Source organism: Campylobacter sp. BCW_6466, assembly GCF_001762835.1.
Taxonomy (GTDB): Bacteria; Campylobacterota; Campylobacteria; order Campylobacterales; family Campylobacteraceae; genus Campylobacter_D; species Campylobacter_D jejuni.
Genome location: NZ_MJXO01000026.1, coordinates 74,087 through 91,662 on the forward strand (window position 1 = coordinate 74,087; position 17,576 = coordinate 91,662).

Below are 17,576 nucleotides of genomic sequence, written 5' to 3' on the forward strand. Positions count from 1 at the left end.
AAACCAACAATAAAAAAGGATAAATAATGCAAGAAAAAACAATTTTTGAACTCATAGTTGAAGGTAAACTTCCATGCAATAAAGTGCTTGAAAGTGACGATTTTCTAGCATTTCATGATATTGCACCCAAAGCACCCATACATATACTTATAATCCCTAAAAAACATTTTAAAGACTTTCAAGAATTTGATCCTGAACTTATGGCCAAAATGACAAGTTTCATACAAGAACTAGCTGTTCTTTTAGGCGTAGATAAAAGTGGATATCGCTTGGTAACAAACTGTGGAAAAAATAGCGGACAAGAAGTTTTTCATTTGCATTTTCATATGCTTGGAGGTTTTGAACTGCCTAAGGAAAAAACAAAAAAAGAAAATCCTCAAGCTTTATTTTAATTTAAATGGTAGAAAAACTACCATTTAAATTATTTTGTCAGAGGTAGCAACATTCCCTCGTATAATTTTTGATAAATTTCATCACCGCATAACTTTTTAGCTAGTTCTAAACCAAAAAGAATTGCCGTAGCTGGACCTGCTGAAGTTATAACATTTTTATTTACAACTACAGCCTTATTAACACGATTTCCATTAAGTCCAACTTCACAACTAGGATAGCAAGCAAACTCGCCCTCTAAAACACCTGCTTCATTTAAGACTATAGGAGAAGCACAGATTGCGGCAACAATTTTATTGTTGCTATGAAGTTGTTTAATGATATTTAAAATAATATTTGAATTCTTAAGATTCATCATACCTTCAAAGCCACCCGCCAAAGCAATGGCATCTAAATTTTCTATATCAACATCCTCTATAGAACAATCTGCTTTTATACTAATGCCATTAGCACCCTTTACTAATAACTCACTATTTAGCGAAGCTATAACAACTTCCAAATCCGGATTTAATTCTCTTGCTCGTTTTAAAACATCTGCAATTCCTATAAATTCAGCTTCTTCAAAACCTTGAGCCAATGGAATTAATACTTTTTTACTCATTTTGTTCTCCTTTTTTATATTTTTTAAATCTTTCTTCTCTTTCTTTGTTTTTTTGCATCATTTGATGATTGAATCCTATGACCAAAACAATCATTAAAAACACAAAAATAACTATTAGAATGAAATCTAAAATTTCCATAAATACAACCTTATTTTTGGGAAATTCTAACACATTTTTTTAAATCTTTAGAGAAAATTCAAAGATATTTCTATAAAATCTTTTTTTAAATAATTTCTCTGAAAAGGTTTACAAATTGAATCAGAAAAATATAAGAATTTTTGTTTTTTTTGTTATTATTATTTTATGGGGCTATTTTTCTTTCCCGATAGAAATATTAAAAATTCAAGATCCTAGTGGAGTTGTAAGCTATGGCTATACAGAAAATGCAAAAGCTTATTTAAAAAGTTATCTTATTACGCTTTTATTAACTGCTTGTGCTGTTATTATCGGAGTGATTATTGGTTTTAGCTTAGCTATTTTACGCTTCTCTAAATTTAAAACACTTAATTTTATTATAGATGAATATATAGACATTATACGAGGAACACCAGTAATTTTACAATTGATGATTTTTGCTTTTGTAATTTTTACTTTTATAGATAACCTTTATGCAGCCATTCTTGCACTAGGACTTAATAGCTCGGCTTATATAGCAGAAATTGTAAGAAGTGGCATTAATAGTGTGGATAAAGGACAAATGGAAGCTGCAAGAGCAATGGGACTTGATTACAAAACTTCAATGAAAGAAATTATTCTTCCTCAGGCTACTAAAAACATTCTACCTGCATTAGCCAATGAATTTATTTCTTTATTTAAGGAAACTTCTGTTGTAGGATTTATTAGTGTTGTTGATATTACCATGCAAAGTCAAAGCTTGCAAGCCGTACTTTACAATCCAAAACCTATTATTTTCACTGGACTTGTTTATTACGTAAGTGTAAAAATTTTTAGTTATTTTGCAAAAAAACTTGAACTTAGGATGAATAAAAATGATTGAAATTAAAAATTTACAAAAAAAATATGGAGAATTAGAAGTTTTAAAAAATATTAAGACTACAATCTCAAAAGGCGATGTAATAGCTATCATAGGTCCAAGTGGAGGCGGAAAAAGTACATTTTTACGCTGCATCAATCGCTTAGAATTAGCTGATAGTGGGGAAATTTTAATCAATAAGCAAAACATACTTGATAAAGAAATTGATATTAATAAGATCAGGCAAAAAGTTAGCATGGTATTTCAGCATTTTAATCTTTTTGCTAATAAAAATGTTATGGAAAATTTATGTTTAACACCCATTAAAACAGGAATTTTAAGTCAAGAAGAAGCCATAAAAAAAGCAAAAATACTTCTTACTAAGGTGGGTTTAGCAGACAAAGAAAATATAATGCCCCATAAGCTCTCTGGTGGACAAAAACAACGCATAGCTATTGCTAGAAGCTTGATGATGAATCCTGATGTTATTTTATTTGATGAACCTACTTCAGCTCTAGATCCTGAAATGATAGGCGAGGTTCTAAGCATTATGAAAGATGTTGCAAAAGAAGGTTTAACTATGCTTGTGGTAACCCATGAAATGGGTTTTGCTAGAAATGTTGCCAATCGTATATTTTTTATGGATAAAGGAAAAATTGCTGTTGATTCAAGCCCTAAAGAAGTATTTGAAAATCCTAACAATGAAAGATTGAGAGAATTTTTAAACAAAGTTTTAAATCATTAATTCATAAGCCACTAAGGCTTATGAATTTTAATCCCAACATTCAGCGTTTTTAATTCCAAGTTTGCTAGCGTTAAATTTAGGATCTATACCAGATTTTTGTTGTGTATTAAAATCTTTTAAAACTTTATTTACTATACCACCTAAAAGCAATAAAGATATAATATTTGTCGTTGCCATGAAGGCCATAGTCAAATCAGCCAAATTCCAAGCAAGTTTTAAATTCATTTGAGAACCTATAAAAATCATAGCCACAGCTGTAATTCTAAACAAATTCATTGCAAATTTGGAATTTGTTAAATATTTAACATTAGCTTGAGCATAATAATAATTTCCTATTAAAGAAGTTATTGCAAAAAGAACAATAGCTATAGTAATAAAATGAATTCCAAAGCTACCATAATACTCACGCATAGCTTCTTGAACTAAAGGCATTCCACCATCAATTTTACTTTCTCCAAGCCCTAAATATGCCATAGAAAAAAGAACTAAAAATCCAGAACTTGTACAAACAACAACATCAATTAGAACCGAAAAGGCTTGTATAACACCTTGTTTGGCTGGATGACTTGTCAAAGCTGCTGCAGCTGCATTAGGTGCTGAGCCCATACCCGCTTCATTTGAAAAAAGTCCTCTTTTAATCCCTATAACTAAAGCAGAACCAGCAAAACCACCAAAAATCGCTTTAAAATCAAAAGCACTTTGTAAAATCATATGAACCACAGAAGGAATTTTATCAAAATTCATTAAAACAGCAATCACAGCAAGTAAAACATAAGCTAAAGCCATAAAAGGAACAATTAAAGAACTAATTTTGCCTATTTTAGTATGGTGAGAAAAAAACATCCATGCACCAAAAATAGTTAAAACAATACCAATAATCACTGGCCAAGAACTTGATGCAAAATCTACAGCAGCATTTGGATTAAACATATCATAATAAACTTTAAAAGACGAAGTCATTGTTTGACTTTGAAGTCCGTTAAATCCATAAGCATAAGTAATAATAAGAATAAAAGCAAAAAAAGCTCCAAAAAAATGTGAGCCTAAGGCTTTTTTTATATAATAAGCTGGACCACCTTTAAAACCACCTGTATCATCTTTTGATTTGTAAACTTGAGCTAAGGTACTTTCAGCAAATGCTGAGGCACCACCAAAAAATGCCATAACCCACATCCAAAATAAAGCACCAGCTCCACCTGTGGCCAATGCCAAAGAAATCCCAGCAATATTTCCTATACCAACTCTAGAAGCAGTTGAGATCATCAATGCTTGAAAAGGTGAAATATGTTCTTTAGTGTGTCCTTCGTTTTTTTCTGTAAGAATTTTAAATACAGAACTCAACATACGAAACTGAACAAAGCGAGTTAAAAAACTATAATAAAGCCCACAAACAATAAGTAAAACTACCATAATAATGTCTGTATTTGGGACAATCTTATTAGCTATAATATCAGACGCTTTATTGGCAAAATCTAGCATAATATCTAAATTCATCCAAACTCCTCAAAAAATAATCTAAATTTTACTTTAACATAATTTTTATAAAAAGGACTTTATGATTTTATTTGTTTTAAGTTATTGTGTAAATTTGAAACTTTTAAGAAACAAAATTGCTAAAATTTTGTCTTAAAGCTTCATAAGAGATTATACCAACGCTTGTAGCTAAATTTAAACTTCTTCCATAAGATTTCATAGGTATAGTTATAGCATTTTCCCAATTTAATTGCATTAATTCCATAGGTAAGCCATAACTCTCACTTCCAAAGAATAAGAAATCATTTTTTTGAAATTCTGCATCAAAATAAGCTTTTTGACTCTTAGTTGTTGCGAAAAAAAAGCGATTTTTATAAATAATATTTTCATTTAAAAATTCTTCAAGATTCTCCCAAATAATAGGCTCTAATTTATCCCAATAATCAAGCCCTGCTCTTCTAACAGCCTTTTGAGAAATATCAAAAACAGTTGGTTTAACAATATGAAGTTTAAAACCAGCATTAAAACACATTCTACCTATACTACCTGTATTTTGCGGTATTCTAGGGTGAACTAAAACTATATTAAACATGTTTATACTAGAACTCTTTGAATGTTAGGGTTTAATTTTACTAAAATTTCATAGTTAATAGTATGAAAAAAATCAGCCCAAATATCAGCATCTTTAAACACGCAAATTTCCTCACCAGAATTTTCACAAGAAAAACTATCCATTGACATCTTTCCAAGTATTACTTTTCCATTTCCAAGCACTAACTCCCCTTTTCCATTGTAACGGAAAAGACCATCAGCATAACCCAAATCATAAGTTGCTACTTCCATATCCTTTGCAGCAGTAAAAATGCCTCCATATCCTATACTCTGTCCTTTTTGTAAAATCCTTTGACTTAATCTATGAGCATACAAACTTAAAACTCTTTTTAAATTTGATTCCCCATATCCAAATTGAACAAGCCCAACTCTACAATATTCATCTTCAGGAATTTTCCCTCTAAATAATGCTGCAGAATTATGCGAATGAAATAATAAATTTGAAAAATATTTTTTTACTATCTTTTTAGCTTTTTGAAAATTTTCTTTTTGAACAAAAAAACTTCCATCCATTTCATCTGCACTAGCAAAATGTGTAAACATTCCAGTAAGTTTTAAATCACTACTTCGAATAAGATTTATAGCATGCTCTAAATTTTCTACACAAATTCCGTTGCGATGCATGCCTGTATCTATTTTTAGATGTATTTTTATATCTTGCTTGTATTTTTTTACTTGGGAAATATCATTTAAAGCATAAATAAATCGAGAATTTTCATTACCATGAGGACGATGTGATAGTATTAATATATTCTCAAAAAATTCTTCGATTTCTTGAGCTTCTTCTTCACTCTTAACAGCAACAAAAGAAACTCCTAAATTTTTGGCTAATGGAGCTAAAAGCTTAGCTCCATGTCCATATGCATTATCTTTAAAAACGCAAATTAATCTTTGAAAACTCCCTATTTTTTTAGCAATATGTCTTAAATTATATTCATAAGCTTTTTGATCAATTTTTATTAAAGACATTTATTGCTCTGCTAAAATTTTCATTTTACCTTTACTATCTATCTTAACGTATAAAATTTTATCGCCTCTAAACTGATAGTTTTTAGTGTAATAATCCTCATAAAATGAAATTCTATACATAGTTTCATTTTCTAAATTCGGATAAGGGCTGATATTAATATCTGAAAATTTAATCTTTTTATCTTCTTTACGAGAAAAAATAGATTTTTTCATGGAAGCAAACTGTTCAAATTTCATTTTATCAAAACGTTTAAATTCTTGCTCATCATAAAAACTTAAATAGGTATTAGTATCACTATTTGTCCAAGCTAGTTTCCATGTAAAAAGATCAGCCAATAAACTAGCTATTTGATCCTTTTTAGCTCTAATTTTTTCTTTTTCTTCTGTCATAACAAAAACTTTTTTGTCTTGCACAACTTGTGCAAATTTCTCCAAATTGTTATTAAATAAAGCAATACACCCTCTTGTTTTAAATTCATCAAGTCTAGAACCATCTAAAGGATAGCCATGGATCCAAATACCACCACCTGTTTTTCCTTGTACTTTATCAAGTAAATTTGGATAAGTTGTAGCAAAAGCAAAGGGACCATAATAAGGATCACCTGGATTAAACTTACGACCTAGCTCATAAAAACCTACTGGCGTTTTCAAATCTCCTTCTATTTTTTTATCGCCCATTAATCCAGTTATTATTTCTTTTTGTTCAAAATCTTTTCTTATTTTTCCATCCTCGTAAGAATAAACACGGAGAATTTTATCTGTTTTATTTGCAAGCACGATAGCAACATTATCATCATAATATCCGAGTGAAATATTTTTATCTCCTATTTCACTTAACCAAAAATCCTTTTGAGTTAATTCTTTTTCAATCGCTACGCCAACAGCATCTAACCCTTGATTAAGATAAATTTTAACAAGATCTGAGGCATGCAACATCAATGAAGAAAGTGTAATTAATAAAGTAAGTCGTTTTAACAATGTTTTTCCTTAGGTATTTCAAAATTTTTTAAGTCAAAAATGTTTGTGATTATAATATTTTTTTTCTTAAAAAATATTAATTATATTAATAATGCGACCTTATTTATGATATAATTTTTATAAATCATAAAGGCTTGTTTTAAAAGGTTGTCTATAGTGATAAGAAATTTTTTTATAGAAATGTCTTTTTTAGGCATTTTGTTTTTGGCTTTTTATGCATTATATGATAAAAAGAAAGTATATTTAGCTTAAATACATGCCAAGATCTAGCTTGTGACTTAAATTCACAAGATTGTGTTTTTTCTTTTAATAAAAAAATATTGAAGTTTCAGCCTACCCAAAACCTATAAAAATTTTCAATAAAACTACTATAAAAATTAAAAATTCTCCTCATTATTCTAATTTAAAGATTAAAATTTATAGTTTAAATTCCTAAATATAGGCGATATCATTCCTAAATTTATATAGTTAATGGTGATATTCTTATAAATTTTTATAGATAAAAGTATTACCGATGATTCTAGATTTAGGGTTGAATTTTTAGACAATAATACTCCAACTGGTTTTTTCTTTGATTGTGATGTTACTATGCAAAAAATTTTCAAACAGGTAACACACATTGAAAGATTTTAAAAAATTTATATTCAAATACAAATATTTTTTGATATAATGAACAAATGTTTAATGTTATAAAAATAAGGATGCAATATGAAAAAAATTCTTCTCTTAGGCGCTCTTTTTGCTGTAAATCTTTGGGCTGTTAATGATATAGAGGTAAAAAATGCCTTTGTAAAACAAACTCCACCTCATGCGCAAAATAGTGCTATTTTTCTTACCATTTTTAATAATACTGATAAAGATATTGCTTTAATAGGTGTCAAAAGCGATATCAGTGAAGCAAGTGAACTGCATACACATATATATAAAGATGGAAAAATGATGATGCAAAAAATTCCTGAAATTATTATAAAAGCTCATTCAAGCACAGAGCTTAAATCAGGAAGTTACCATATAATGCTTTTAAAACTAAAAAAACCTATTATTAAAGATACGAAGGTAAATTTAGATTTAAAATTTAATAATCACAAAACCATAGAGTTAAAAAATATTGATTCTAAAGAATTTTAATTAATGAGAAAAATTATTTTTATCCTAGCTTTTGCTTTTGTTATTGCTACTTTATATATTATTTTTGATTTTTATATAATAAAAGATTCTCAAAAAATAACAAAAGCTGATTTTTCCACCCCATTAGCTTGCGATCTTAATGTTAAAGACTGCACATATAGTTTTAATAATAAAGAAGTCTTAATTTCCCTAAATCCCAAACCCTTACAATCTTTAGATGTTACAAATCTAAAGATTGTAAATCTAGGAAATTATAACAACTTAGGAATTAAAATTTATGGATTAAATATGTATATGGGTGAAATTAAGCCTAAAATACATCGATTAAATTTAACAGACTATGAAAGCAAAATAGTTCTTGCTACTTGTGTTTTAGATACTATGCGTTTTAGGGTAGAATTTATGGATAATAATAAACCCATAGGGTTTTATTTTGATTTTGAGCTAAAAAAATGAAAAAAAATATTATTTTGTTTATAGTTATAGTTGCCATTATTTTAGGTGTAATATTTTTTATTAAAAATCATCAAAATTCTTATGATTTTATCTTGAAATCAGATTTAAAAGAGGAAACCACCCTAAAAGATTTTAAAGGAGATAAGCTTATTATCTATTTTGGATACACTTATTGCCCTGATGTTTGTCCGGCAACTCTTAGTTTAGTAAGCAAAGCCTTAAAGCAAATCAATAATCCTAGAACTCACCTTCTTTTTATTTCTTTAGATCTAAATAGAGATAATAACTTAAGTAATGCAAACGAATGGTTACGATACTTTTACCCAAAAGCAGATGCTTTAATTGCAAAAGATGAAAAAACTCTTCAAAAAATAACAAAACAATATAATGTTCAATATCAAAAAATAGATCTAAATGATTCTTTTATGGGTTATTCTATAGCACATAGCAATATGCTTTATCTTATTGATGAAAAAGGTCATTTTTATAAAGAAATTAGCGATTTAAATCCACAAGAAATTTTAAGAGAACTTAGAATTTTTCTAAATTCTCAATAATTATACTTAAGCAAAAAGATCAGTTGAGAGGTATCTTTCAGCCGTATCGTTTAGCATAGTTAAAATTCTTTTATTTGGAAATTTCTTTGCTAGCATACTTGCGACAAATACATTTGCTCCACTTGATATACCTACCATTAAACCACTTTTGGCAAGTTCTTTGGCTGTATTTATAGCATCTTCATTACTTACCGTGATCACTTCATCTATAACTTCTTTATTTAAAATAGCAGGTATAAAATTCGCCCCTATTCCTTGTATTTTATGGCTTCCTGCTTCACCTTTGCTAAGCAATGGAGAATTTAGAGGCTCGACTCCAACAATATGCACTTTTTCTAATTTTTCTTTTAGTATTTCCCCAACTCCACTAATAGTACCGCCAGTTCCAAAACCAGCTACAAAAATATCAAGTTTATTATCCAAATCTCTTAAAATTTCTAAAGCCGTATTCTTACGATGCGCATTTTTATTTGAAATATTTTCAAATTGAGAAATCATAAAAGAATTTGGAGTATTTAACAATATTTCATTTGCTTTATCAACCGCTCCTTTCATTCCTAAATTTGCAGGAGTTAATTCTAACCTAGCGCCAAAGAGTGTTATCATTTTTCTTCTTTCTAAACTCATAGATTCAGGCATTACAGCAATAAATTTAAGTCCCAAATCTGCACAAATCATAGCCAAAGAAATTCCAGTATTTCCACTAGTTGCTTCAACTATTGTAGTATCTTGATTAATTTTTTTACTATCTAAAGCATCTTTAATCATTTCAAAAGCTGCTCTATCTTTTATAGAATGACTAGGATTTAAAAATTCACATTTAGCAAAAACATTGATACCAAATTTTTTTAAATGCATAATGGGAGTATTTCCTATAAGCTCACTTACTTTTTCATGTACTTTCATAATTTTAATATCCTTTTTTATTTAATAATGATAGTTTTATAAAAGTTTAAAAAAATAAAGTAAATAAAAGATGCAAAATATCCGAATCAATCAAGAAAGAAGGCTAGAATTTATCTAGCCGAAGTTTTATTTTTTCTTTTTGTTGCTTGCTTTTGCAACAGCTTCTTTAAGGTTTTTACCTACCTTAAATTTTGCAACTCTTGTAGCAGGAACTTTAATTGTTTTTCCTGTGCTTGGTACTCTAGCTTCTCTAGCAGCTCTTTCTTGAGTTGAAAAAGTACCAAAACCAATAAAACTGATGCTATCACCTTTAGCTAAAACATCAGTAATAGTAGAAATAACTGCATCAGTAGCAGTAGTAGCGTCTTTTTTTGTTAGCCCAGCTGTTTGAGCAACTAATGAAATGAAATCTGCTTTAGTCATAAAAGCTCCTTTGTTTTAATTGAAACGCCTAATTTTAGCATATTTAAAAAACAATATCAAGTAAAAAACAGCTTTTTTTAAGTTTTTTTCAAAAAACTTTATTATTTTTTCTTATATCTTTCAAATTCTCCGCTATTATCAATTTCATTACCAATTTTCTCGTATAAATCATAATAAAATTTAACAAATTCTTTACACTTAGGCATAATGGGAAGAAAAATATCATCTTCAATTTCACAAAATCTACTTAAAAACTCTTTTGCATCAAGTCTTAAAGCATAGTGTTTTGCCAATTCATGATAATTTTTTAAAGTTAGTTCTTTAAATTTTTCATAATGCCCTAAATCAAAATTTATCTTCAAATTATTATTTTCAAAAATCAATACTTCACTTTCAAAAAGCAAACTAAGATGAATAAGTCCTTCTGTATAATAAGGTCTAACTTCATCAACCCTTTGCCAAGAAATAAGTCCAATAGCCCTTTTTATAAGTTCATGAAAAACAGGCATTATCAAGTCATCTTGTTCGTGATAAAAGAAATTTATAAGTCCACCTGTAGTAGCTTTATATTCTTCTATATTTTTAAAAAAACCACTCTGATTCATTGTTTTTTCAGTATCATTAGCAATAAAAAATATATGACCAAATTCATGGCCTATAGTTGATACTTCATAAACCCTTTTCCAAATTTTTTCCTGATAAAATAAAATATTTCTTCCAAAATCCAAAAATTCTTTATCAAAAATCTCGCTAGAAATTTTCATAAAAGGCTTTGTTTTAGCATTTTCATATACAAAATTTATAAAGGCAAATATTTTTTTGCCCGCCTTAGAACTTACAAACTCATCATTTGGAACGACTTGAGCTGAGAATAAACCTTTAAGTTCAGCACCATAAAATATCATCGGAGTGCAAATATAAAGTTGAGTTTTTTCTATATTAGATAAAACTTCTTTTTCTAATTCACAATCTTCAAGTCCTATATTTTTATAAACATGTTCAAAACTTTCCTTAATTTCACTACCAAATTTCCAAACATCAAAATCATTCTCATCTTCTATTCTTATATCCCATTCTAATGCCACCGCATGAGTATAATTATCTTCATAATATTCTAAAGGATGTCCCACTTGTAAAGGTGATTTTACTTTCATCCAAGCAAATTCAGCTTCTTGCCAAGCTTTTATAACTCTATCTTCATCTTTTTCGCAAAACGCTAATTTTAATTTTTCAAAATATTCTATATAAGCTTTTTCCTCTTCGTTGCTAGCAAATATTTTTAGCTGATCAATCATATTTTCAAAAGCAAATTCTAATTTTAAAATTTCATTCTCGAAAAATCTCGCATAAGGAACAAATTTCCATAAATTTCCTATTCTAACTAAAACACCATAGCTTCGCTCACAAATTTCTCCTTCTGAAGTTTTTTGATATAAACGATTTTTACGCAAAAATTCCATTGCATCATCTAAATTTGGAAATTGAGTAGATAAAATTTTATTATTTTTTTCTATAATTTCTTTAGTCCAAGAAATTTCAAAAATATTCATAATTAAACCTATATTATGCACTCCTTGTATTAAGGACTGATAAAAATTATTTAAAAGCTTTTTCTCTTTTATTTCATTAATTAAATTTTGATGTTCTTTTTCATAAAACTTTCTAATCTCTTCATAGAACTTATGTTTTAACTCTATAATCTTATCTTCCTTAAAGTTGTTTTTTTTCCATTCTTGAACTAAATTTTCTTCTTTTAAATCAACCAAACGCCTAAGTATGGCTAGCATAGTTGTTTTATCTTGTTTTAATTCGCTTAAAGAAATCAAAGATCTAAAATACTCGCCCACATCTTCTTTGTCTAAAAACTCATATAACGCATTATTTCTTTCTTTGTATTTTCTAACCAATTTAGCTATTTCTTTAAAATTATTCATACTTTTATTCTCCTTTTTAACTTTTTTAATTATAATTCATTTTTTAAAATAAGGAGTAAAAATGAGAGATATGGGAGAACCAAAATTAAAAATTGTAGCCATGCCAAGTGACACAAATCCAGCGGGAAATATTTTTGGCGGATGGATACTTTCACAAATCGATTTAGCAGGAGCTATCGCAGCAAGAGAACTTTCTCCTGAACGCGTTGTAACCATCTCTATGGATAAAGTAGTTTTTAAAGAACCTGTTTTTATAGGCGATATAATTTCTTGTTACTCTAAAGTTGTAAATGTGGGCAACACTTCAATCAGCGTTGAAGTAGAAGTCACAGCTCAAAGAGTGGATTCTCAAGGTTGTACTTCTTGTATTAATGTAACTTCGGCTTTAGTAACTTATGTAAGTGTTACAAGAGATGGAAAGAAAAAGCCTATTAGTGAAGAACTTAAAAGAATTCATGGCTTTTTAAATGCTTAAAGCTTATTTTGTATGATAAAAACTTTATCCTTTAAGCTTATCAGCATTTATTTAAACCGCCACTATTATATTTTTTATCTAGACATTCTTTGAAAAATTCCCCTCTGGTTTTTGGAATTTTTCCTGGATGTTTTTGTTTCATGTGTTCTAAATACTTATCATAACTAGAAAGTCCCACCAAGGGATGAAAAAACCTTTCGGCTTTTTCATAATAATACTTAAATTTTTTGAAATTCATCAATCTTAATATACTTAGTTTCTTTAAGAGGAATTTTAATTTTACCTAAACAAATTCCTATACAAGAAATTATAACAAGCAAGGTGGCTATCATAAAGAACACACAAAGAATTGCATTAAGTAAATTTCCAACTTTACTTTGAGTGGCTATTAAAATTTCTTTTTTAATTGTAGAAATTTCTTTTTCATCTTTAGTATTATTTAATTTAAATTCTAAATCTTTAATTTTTTGACTTTGTATGCTAACGGCGGCTACATGACTTACCGCATTTGCTACTTTATTGCCTTCTTTATAAGGCATAATTTTTTGAATTCCTCCATACAGAGTTGCCACTAAGACAAATACCGCAGGTATTAAAGTAACCCAAGTATATCTTGCCTTGCCCATTTTTACAAGTATAGTTGTAGCAAGAAGCAAAGCCATACCCGCAAGCATTTGATTGCTCACGCCAAAAAGAGGCCAAAGCGTATAAATTCCCCCCTTAGGATCAATGGCGCCTTGATAAAGAAAATATCCCCAACCTGCAACACTTAAAGCCGTAGCCAAAAGTCCAGCTAGATAATTATGAATATCTCCTAAAGGTTTATAAACATTACCCAGTATATCTTGCACCATAAAACGACAAGCCCTTGTTCCAGCATCTACCGCTGTTAAAATAAATAAAGCTTCAAACAATATAGCAAAATGATACCAAAAAGCCATCAAATCCAAGCCGCCAAAAAGTTCATGCAAGATCAAAGCTACACCTATAGCAAAAGTTGGAGCTCCACCTGTTCTTGAAAGTATAGTATGCTCTCCTATATTTGTAGTCAAAGCAGTAATTTCTTCAGGAGTAATGCTAAATCCCCAACTTAAAATAGTTTGTGCTACATTTACAACATCTGTTCCTATCAAAGCAGAGCTTGAATTTATAGCAAAATAAAGACCTGGATGTAAAATACAAGCACAAATTAAAGCCATAATCGCCACAGCACTTTCAGCAAGCATAGAGCCATATCCAACAGCTAAAGCATGAGTTTCGTTTTCAAGCATTTTAGGAGTAGTTCCACTAGAAATCAAAGCATGAAAACCACTAATGGCACCACAAGCAATAGTAATAAATAAAAATGGAAACACTCCACCTGCAAATACTGGACCTGTTCCATCAAAATACTGAGTATTTGCTTTTGGCATTTGCAAATCAGGAGCAACCAAAACAATAGCTACAGCCATTACCACAATAACACCGATTTTCAAAAAAGTTGAAAGATAATCTCTTGAAGCAAGTAAAAACCACACAGGTAAAACAGAAGCAATAAAACCATAAGCCATCATAACAATTGCTAAAGTTGGAGCTTCTAAAGTAAATATTTTAGCCCAATAAAGATCAGCAGCTATAACGCTACCATAATGAATAGCCAAAATTAAAAGCACAAAACCTATTATAGAAGCCTCCCCTACTCTACCTTGACGGATAAAACGCATATAAATTCCCATAAATATTGCTATAGGAATAGTCATTGCGATAGTAAATAAACCCCATGGAGATTCTGCTAAAGCTTTTACAACCACCATAGCTAAAATGGCAATAATAATAAGCATAATACCAAAAATCGCCACCATAGCAACTCCACCTGTAAATTTACCCATCTCATCCTTAATCATCTCGCCCAGACTTCTACCTTTTCTACGAGTAGATATAAAAAGAACAACAAAATCATGCACAGCACCCGCTAAAACTCCTCCTACTAAAATCCAAAGCATAGAAGGCAAATATCCCATTTGAGCAGCCAAGATAGGTCCTACTAATGGACCTGCTCTGCAATAGCAGCAAAATGATGTCCAAATAATACAGCCTTATTTGTAGGCACAAAATCACGCCCATCATTTTCTACAAGTGCTGGTGTTGCGCGATTTTTATCAAGTTCTAAAACCTTATAAGCTACAAAACGCCCATAAAATCTATATCCTATCATATAAACACATACAGCAGCAGCCACCAAATAAATTGCTGATACACTTTCGCCATTTTGTAAAGCTAAATAACCAAAACAAATAGCGCCTAAAGTTACAACAAGCAACCATAAAATTTAGTACTCAACTGAGTCATATTTCTCCTAAGAAAATAAAATATTTTCAAAGAATAGCAGATTTATAGATTAAATTGTATAGAAAGATGTTTAGTTTTTTCACATTTTAAAAAAAAATATATGTTTTTTGTTTCTTTAAGTAGCATAAAAATGAAAAGCTTAAAAACAATCTTTAAGCTTTTTTAATCTAAATAAAGAGAGAATTTACACTTTCGTTATGATAAACACGACGTATTACTTCAGCAAAAACAGATGTAACACTTAATACTTTAATATTTGGTAATTGCTCTTTTAAAGGTATGGTATCTGTTACTACAAGCTCATCTAAAGCTCCACTTGCTATTCTCTCATAGGCTTTTCCACTTAAAACTGCATGAGTACAGCAAGCCATAACAGATTTTGCACCTTTTTCTTTTAAAGCTTCTGCAGCTTTAACTATAGTGCCAGCAGTATCAATAATATCATCTACTAGGATAACTTCTTTATCTTTTACATCTCCAATGATGTTCATTACTTCACTTTCATTGGCTTTTTCGCGACGCTTATCAACTATAACTATATCAAGTCCTAAATGCTTTGCAACACTCCTAGCTCTTGCAACACCGCCTATATCTGGACTTCCTATAATAGCATTTTTAAAATGTTTGGCTTTAATATAATCATTAAAAACTATACTTCCATAAAGATTATCTACTGGAATATCAAAAAAACCCTGAATTTGTCCTGCATGCAAATCTATCGTAGCTACGCGATCAATCCCAGCTGCCTGAATCAAATTAGCCACAAGTTTAGCAGTAATTGGCACTCTAGGATTTGCTTTTCTATCTTGTCTCGCATAGCCAAAATATGGGATAATAGCCGTAATCGAATTTGCACTTGAGCGACGCAAAGCATCTGTAAGAATTAAAAGTTCCATTAAATTATCGTTTGTAGGAGCACAAGTACTTTGAATAATAAAAACATCCTTTCCGCGTACGCTCTCATCAATTTGAACACTAATCTCCCCATCACTAAACCGTTTTACTCCAGCATCGCTTAAAGGCAGGGAAAGATATTTAGAAACTTGTCTTGCAAATTCCACATTAGCTGAGCCTGAAAAAATTTTATAACCTCGCATAAAAAACCTTAATCAATAAAATTATGAATTAATACAAAGGATTTTAATAAAAAAAATGTTAAAAACTGCTGTAAATTTAAAAAGCTTATATAAAAATATAAGCTTTTTTAAGAAATGTAAGCTGTCTTTTTGGCATAATATCTTACCAACATAGAAAGTGAAAAACATATTATAAAATAGATTCCCGCAACAACACCTATCATCACTAAAATTTCTTCAAAACTTGTTAGTTTTGCCAATATGGTTTTTGAGTTATAAGTAAGCTCAGCTATACCTAAACCCGCTAAATAAGCTGTATCCTTTACAGTGGTTACAATTTGAGATAATAAAGCAGGTACTATTTTTCTAAAAGTTTGTGGTAAAATAATATAAAAAAGAGTAAAAAATTTACCAAAACCTTGAGAATAAGCTGCTTCAAACTGACCTTTTGGTATAGAATTTAATCCACCTCTAATAATTTCAGCCATAACCGAACTCGTATAAAGTGAAAATCCTATAGTACCCCAAAAAGCTTGAGGAAATTGTCCAAAAAATACAGGTAGAACAAAACAAGCTGCAAGCATCCATAATAATAAAGGAGTATTTCTAAAAATATCTATATAGCAAGCTGCTAAAAATTTACTTAATCTATCCCCATAATTTTTAGTTATAGCTAAAAAAGTTCCAAAAACAATCGAAATAATACAAGTTGCTAAGGCTATTTTTAATGTCAGAAATAAACCTTGCATTAAAAATTCAATATTTTGTGCATTAAAAACATTTTCCATTAACAACCCTTTATCTCGTTAAATGTGCTTTTTTTAATTTATTTTCATAAGCCTTTGCAAAATAAGCCAAAGGATAACAAATTATAAAATATAAAACCGCTGCAAATATATAAGCTGGCGCATAATTTCCATAATCAGCTGCATAACTATCAGCAGAATGCATTAACTCAGCTCCACCTACAATAAGCAATACAGAGGTATTTTTGATTAAATTTACCATTTGATTTGTCATCGGTGGTAAAATAATTCTAATGGTTTGAGGTACTATGATATAACGCATTTGCTGAATATAAGTAAACCCTTGAGAAGCAGAAGCTTCAAACTGACCTCTTGGCACAGCCAAAATTCCACTTCTAACCACCTCGCTTACATAAGCTCCGTGATAAGCCCCAACACCCAATACACCAATAGTAAATATATCAAGTCTTATACCTAAAACAGGCAAGGCATAAAACAAAAAGAAAATTTGTATTACCAAAGGAACATTTTGAAAAAGCTCTACGTAAATTCTAGTGTAGGCTCTGATAATTTTAAATCTACTTATAGCCATAACTCCGCCTATAGTTCCAAAAATTGTAGCTATAAGCAAAGCAAGAATGCTTACTTCTAAAGTATAAATAAAACCATTAATAAAAGCATCTTTATTATCCAAAGCATCTAAAAATTTCCATACCGCAAAAGGGCTTATACTATTTTCATCATATAAACCCCAAGAAGTAAGAATTTGTCTTAAATGTTCAACAAAACCTACACTTTCATTCAT

Annotated in this window: 20 protein-coding genes and 2 pseudogenes; 8 read left to right on the forward strand and 14 right to left on the reverse strand. The window is 29.6% G+C overall.

The genetic code is table 11. The annotated features are described in order from the left end of the window. Positions 1-26 precede the first annotated feature (26 nt). Positions 27-392 (forward strand): histidine triad nucleotide-binding protein, encoded by a 366-nt coding sequence (locus AJ887_RS02040; protein WP_002857192.1) that lies wholly within the window; start codon positions 27-29, stop codon positions 390-392. Between the two features lie 29 nt (positions 393-421). Here AJ887_RS02040 and AJ887_RS02045 read toward each other — a convergent pair whose 3' ends face one another. Continuing rightward, positions 422-991: a DJ-1 family glyoxalase III gene (locus tag AJ887_RS02045; RefSeq protein WP_004305949.1), complete on the reverse strand. Its 570-nt coding sequence runs from the start codon at positions 989-991 to the stop codon at positions 422-424. After that, on the reverse strand, positions 984-1,163 hold the full coding sequence (locus tag AJ887_RS02050) for a hypothetical protein (protein WP_010891894.1): 180 nt from the start codon (positions 1,161-1,163) through the stop codon (positions 984-986). Before AJ887_RS02050 ends, AJ887_RS02045 begins: the two co-directional genes overlap by 8 nt. Positions 1,164-1,245: 82 nt before the next feature. Here AJ887_RS02050 and AJ887_RS02055 point away from each other — a divergent pair, with 82 nt between their 5' ends. Together AJ887_RS02055 and AJ887_RS02060 are read left to right on the forward strand one after the other, a co-directional pair. Then, a complete protein-coding gene (locus AJ887_RS02055; RefSeq protein WP_002861598.1) occupies positions 1,246-1,989 on the forward strand; it encodes an amino acid ABC transporter permease in 744 nt (247 codons plus the stop codon). Then, positions 1,982-2,710: an amino acid ABC transporter ATP-binding protein gene (locus AJ887_RS02060; protein ID WP_070239663.1), complete on the forward strand. Its 729-nt coding sequence runs from the start codon at positions 1,982-1,984 to the stop codon at positions 2,708-2,710. Before AJ887_RS02055 ends, AJ887_RS02060 begins: the two co-directional genes overlap by 8 nt. A gap of 27 nt (positions 2,711-2,737) precedes the next feature. On the opposite strand, the gene AJ887_RS02065 is transcribed toward AJ887_RS02060, so the two are convergent. From AJ887_RS02065 to AJ887_RS02080, 4 genes are all read right to left on the reverse strand, one after another. Continuing rightward, entirely contained in the window at positions 2,738-4,204 is a 1,467-nt protein-coding gene (locus tag AJ887_RS02065) for an alanine/glycine:cation symporter family protein (RefSeq protein WP_070239665.1), read from the reverse strand. Positions 4,205-4,307: 103 nt separating this feature from the next. Next, positions 4,308-4,775 (reverse strand): tRNA (cytidine(34)-2'-O)-methyltransferase, encoded by a 468-nt coding sequence (locus AJ887_RS02070; RefSeq protein ID WP_002883252.1) that lies wholly within the window; start codon positions 4,773-4,775, stop codon positions 4,308-4,310. 2 nt (positions 4,776-4,777) lie between these two features. Continuing rightward, the gene (locus AJ887_RS02075) at positions 4,778-5,764 is read right to left on the reverse strand and encodes an alanine racemase (RefSeq protein ID WP_002861602.1); all 987 of its coding nucleotides are present in this window, start codon (positions 5,762-5,764) and stop codon (positions 4,778-4,780) included. Then, positions 5,765-6,742 carry a murein L,D-transpeptidase family protein gene (locus tag AJ887_RS02080; RefSeq protein WP_004305957.1) on the reverse strand — a complete coding sequence of 326 codons (978 nt, stop codon included), beginning with the start codon at positions 6,740-6,742 and terminating at the stop codon, positions 5,765-5,767. It lies immediately after the preceding gene. Positions 6,743-6,898: 156 nt separating this feature from the next. On the opposite strand from AJ887_RS02080, the pseudogene AJ887_RS02085 reads away from it, so the two are divergent. From AJ887_RS02085 to AJ887_RS02100, 4 genes and pseudogenes are all read left to right on the forward strand, one after another. Further along, positions 6,899-7,365, forward strand: a pseudogene (locus AJ887_RS02085) (hypothetical protein). Between the two features lie 85 nt (positions 7,366-7,450). Then, positions 7,451-7,870, forward strand: coding sequence for a copper chaperone PCu(A)C (locus AJ887_RS02090; RefSeq protein ID WP_070239667.1), 420 nt, complete (start codon positions 7,451-7,453; stop codon positions 7,868-7,870). Positions 7,871-7,873: 3 nt separating this feature from the next. After that, entirely contained in the window at positions 7,874-8,326 is a 453-nt protein-coding gene (locus AJ887_RS02095; RefSeq protein ID WP_070239669.1) for a hypothetical protein, read from the forward strand. Next, entirely contained in the window at positions 8,323-8,883 is a 561-nt protein-coding gene (locus AJ887_RS02100) for an SCO family protein (protein ID WP_070239670.1), read from the forward strand. The genes AJ887_RS02095 and AJ887_RS02100 overlap by 4 nt, the downstream gene beginning before the upstream one ends. Before the next feature lie 6 nt (positions 8,884-8,889). Here AJ887_RS02100 and cysM read toward each other — a convergent pair whose 3' ends face one another. The 3 genes from cysM to ciaB all read right to left on the reverse strand — a co-directional run bounded on the left by cysM (position 8,890) and on the right by ciaB (position 12,146). Next, positions 8,890-9,789, reverse strand: coding sequence for a cysteine synthase B (gene cysM / locus AJ887_RS02105; protein WP_070239672.1), 900 nt, complete (start codon positions 9,787-9,789; stop codon positions 8,890-8,892). 126 nt (positions 9,790-9,915) lie between these two features. Further along, the gene (locus AJ887_RS02110; protein ID WP_002861608.1) at positions 9,916-10,212 is read right to left on the reverse strand and encodes an HU family DNA-binding protein; all 297 of its coding nucleotides are present in this window, start codon (positions 10,210-10,212) and stop codon (positions 9,916-9,918) included. 101 nt (positions 10,213-10,313) lie between these two features. Next, positions 10,314-12,146 (reverse strand): invasion protein CiaB, encoded by a 1,833-nt coding sequence (ciaB, locus tag AJ887_RS02115; RefSeq protein WP_070239673.1) that lies wholly within the window; start codon positions 12,144-12,146, stop codon positions 10,314-10,316. Between the two features lie 61 nt (positions 12,147-12,207). On the opposite strand from ciaB, the gene AJ887_RS02120 reads away from it, so the two are divergent. After that, a complete protein-coding gene (locus AJ887_RS02120) occupies positions 12,208-12,621 on the forward strand; it encodes an acyl-CoA thioesterase (RefSeq protein ID WP_002853544.1) in 414 nt (137 codons plus the stop codon). A 40-nt stretch (positions 12,622-12,661) separates the two neighbouring features. Here the strand turns inward: AJ887_RS02120 and kcuS are convergent, their stop codons facing one another. From kcuS to AJ887_RS02145, 5 genes and pseudogenes are all read right to left on the reverse strand, one after another. Further along, on the reverse strand, positions 12,662-12,859 hold the full coding sequence (gene kcuS, locus AJ887_RS02125; RefSeq protein ID WP_002867452.1) for a KCU-star family selenoprotein: 198 nt from the start codon (positions 12,857-12,859) through the stop codon (positions 12,662-12,664). After that, positions 12,840-14,949 (reverse strand): annotated as a pseudogene (locus AJ887_RS02130) (carbon starvation CstA family protein). Before AJ887_RS02130 ends, kcuS begins: the two are co-directional and overlap by 20 nt. Positions 14,950-15,116: 167 nt before the next feature. After that, positions 15,117-16,046 (reverse strand): ribose-phosphate pyrophosphokinase, encoded by a 930-nt coding sequence (locus tag AJ887_RS02135; protein ID WP_002861611.1) that lies wholly within the window; start codon positions 16,044-16,046, stop codon positions 15,117-15,119. A 107-nt stretch (positions 16,047-16,153) separates the two neighbouring features. Beyond that, positions 16,154-16,813 carry an amino acid ABC transporter permease gene (locus AJ887_RS02140; RefSeq protein ID WP_070239675.1) on the reverse strand — a complete coding sequence of 220 codons (660 nt, stop codon included), beginning with the start codon at positions 16,811-16,813 and terminating at the stop codon, positions 16,154-16,156. Between the two features lie 10 nt (positions 16,814-16,823). After that, entirely contained in the window at positions 16,824-17,576 is a 753-nt protein-coding gene (locus AJ887_RS02145) for an amino acid ABC transporter permease (RefSeq protein ID WP_070239676.1), read from the reverse strand.

What these genes read in the sequence shown, in the direction of transcription:
- AJ887_RS02040 (WP_002857192.1), top strand. Translation starts at nt 27, where the DNA reads ATGCAAGAAAAAACAATTTTTGAACTCATAGTTGAAGGTAAACTTCCA.
- AJ887_RS02045 (WP_004305949.1), bottom strand. Translation starts at nt 991, where the DNA reads ATGAGTAAAAAAGTATTAATTCCATTGGCTCAAGGTTTTGAAGAAGCT.
- AJ887_RS02060 (WP_070239663.1), top strand. Translation starts at nt 1,982, where the DNA reads ATGATTGAAATTAAAAATTTACAAAAAAAATATGGAGAATTAGAAGTT.
- AJ887_RS02065 (WP_070239665.1), bottom strand. Translation starts at nt 4,204, where the DNA reads ATGAATTTAGATATTATGCTAGATTTTGCCAATAAAGCGTCTGATATT.
- AJ887_RS02070 (WP_002883252.1), bottom strand. Translation starts at nt 4,775, where the DNA reads ATGTTTAATATAGTTTTAGTTCACCCTAGAATACCGCAAAATACAGGT.
- AJ887_RS02075 (WP_002861602.1), bottom strand. Translation starts at nt 5,764, where the DNA reads ATGTCTTTAATAAAAATTGATCAAAAAGCTTATGAATATAATTTAAGA.
- AJ887_RS02090 (WP_070239667.1), top strand. Translation starts at nt 7,451, where the DNA reads ATGAAAAAAATTCTTCTCTTAGGCGCTCTTTTTGCTGTAAATCTTTGG.
- AJ887_RS02095 (WP_070239669.1), top strand. Translation starts at nt 7,874, where the DNA reads ATGAGAAAAATTATTTTTATCCTAGCTTTTGCTTTTGTTATTGCTACT.
- AJ887_RS02100 (WP_070239670.1), top strand. Translation starts at nt 8,323, where the DNA reads ATGAAAAAAAATATTATTTTGTTTATAGTTATAGTTGCCATTATTTTA.
- cysM (WP_070239672.1), bottom strand. Translation starts at nt 9,789, where the DNA reads ATGAAAGTACATGAAAAAGTAAGTGAGCTTATAGGAAATACTCCCATT.
- AJ887_RS02110 (WP_002861608.1), bottom strand. Translation starts at nt 10,212, where the DNA reads ATGACTAAAGCAGATTTCATTTCATTAGTTGCTCAAACAGCTGGGCTA.
- ciaB (WP_070239673.1), bottom strand. Translation starts at nt 12,146, where the DNA reads ATGAATAATTTTAAAGAAATAGCTAAATTGGTTAGAAAATACAAAGAA.
- AJ887_RS02120 (WP_002853544.1), top strand. Translation starts at nt 12,208, where the DNA reads ATGAGAGATATGGGAGAACCAAAATTAAAAATTGTAGCCATGCCAAGT.
- kcuS (WP_002867452.1), bottom strand. Translation starts at nt 12,859, where the DNA reads ATGAATTTCAAAAAATTTAAGTATTATTATGAAAAAGCCGAAAGGTTT.
- AJ887_RS02135 (WP_002861611.1), bottom strand. Translation starts at nt 16,046, where the DNA reads ATGCGAGGTTATAAAATTTTTTCAGGCTCAGCTAATGTGGAATTTGCA.
- AJ887_RS02140 (WP_070239675.1), bottom strand. Translation starts at nt 16,813, where the DNA reads ATGGAAAATGTTTTTAATGCACAAAATATTGAATTTTTAATGCAAGGT.
- AJ887_RS02145 (WP_070239676.1), bottom strand. Translation starts at nt 17,576, where the DNA reads ATGAATGAAAGTGTAGGTTTTGTTGAACATTTAAGACAAATTCTTACT.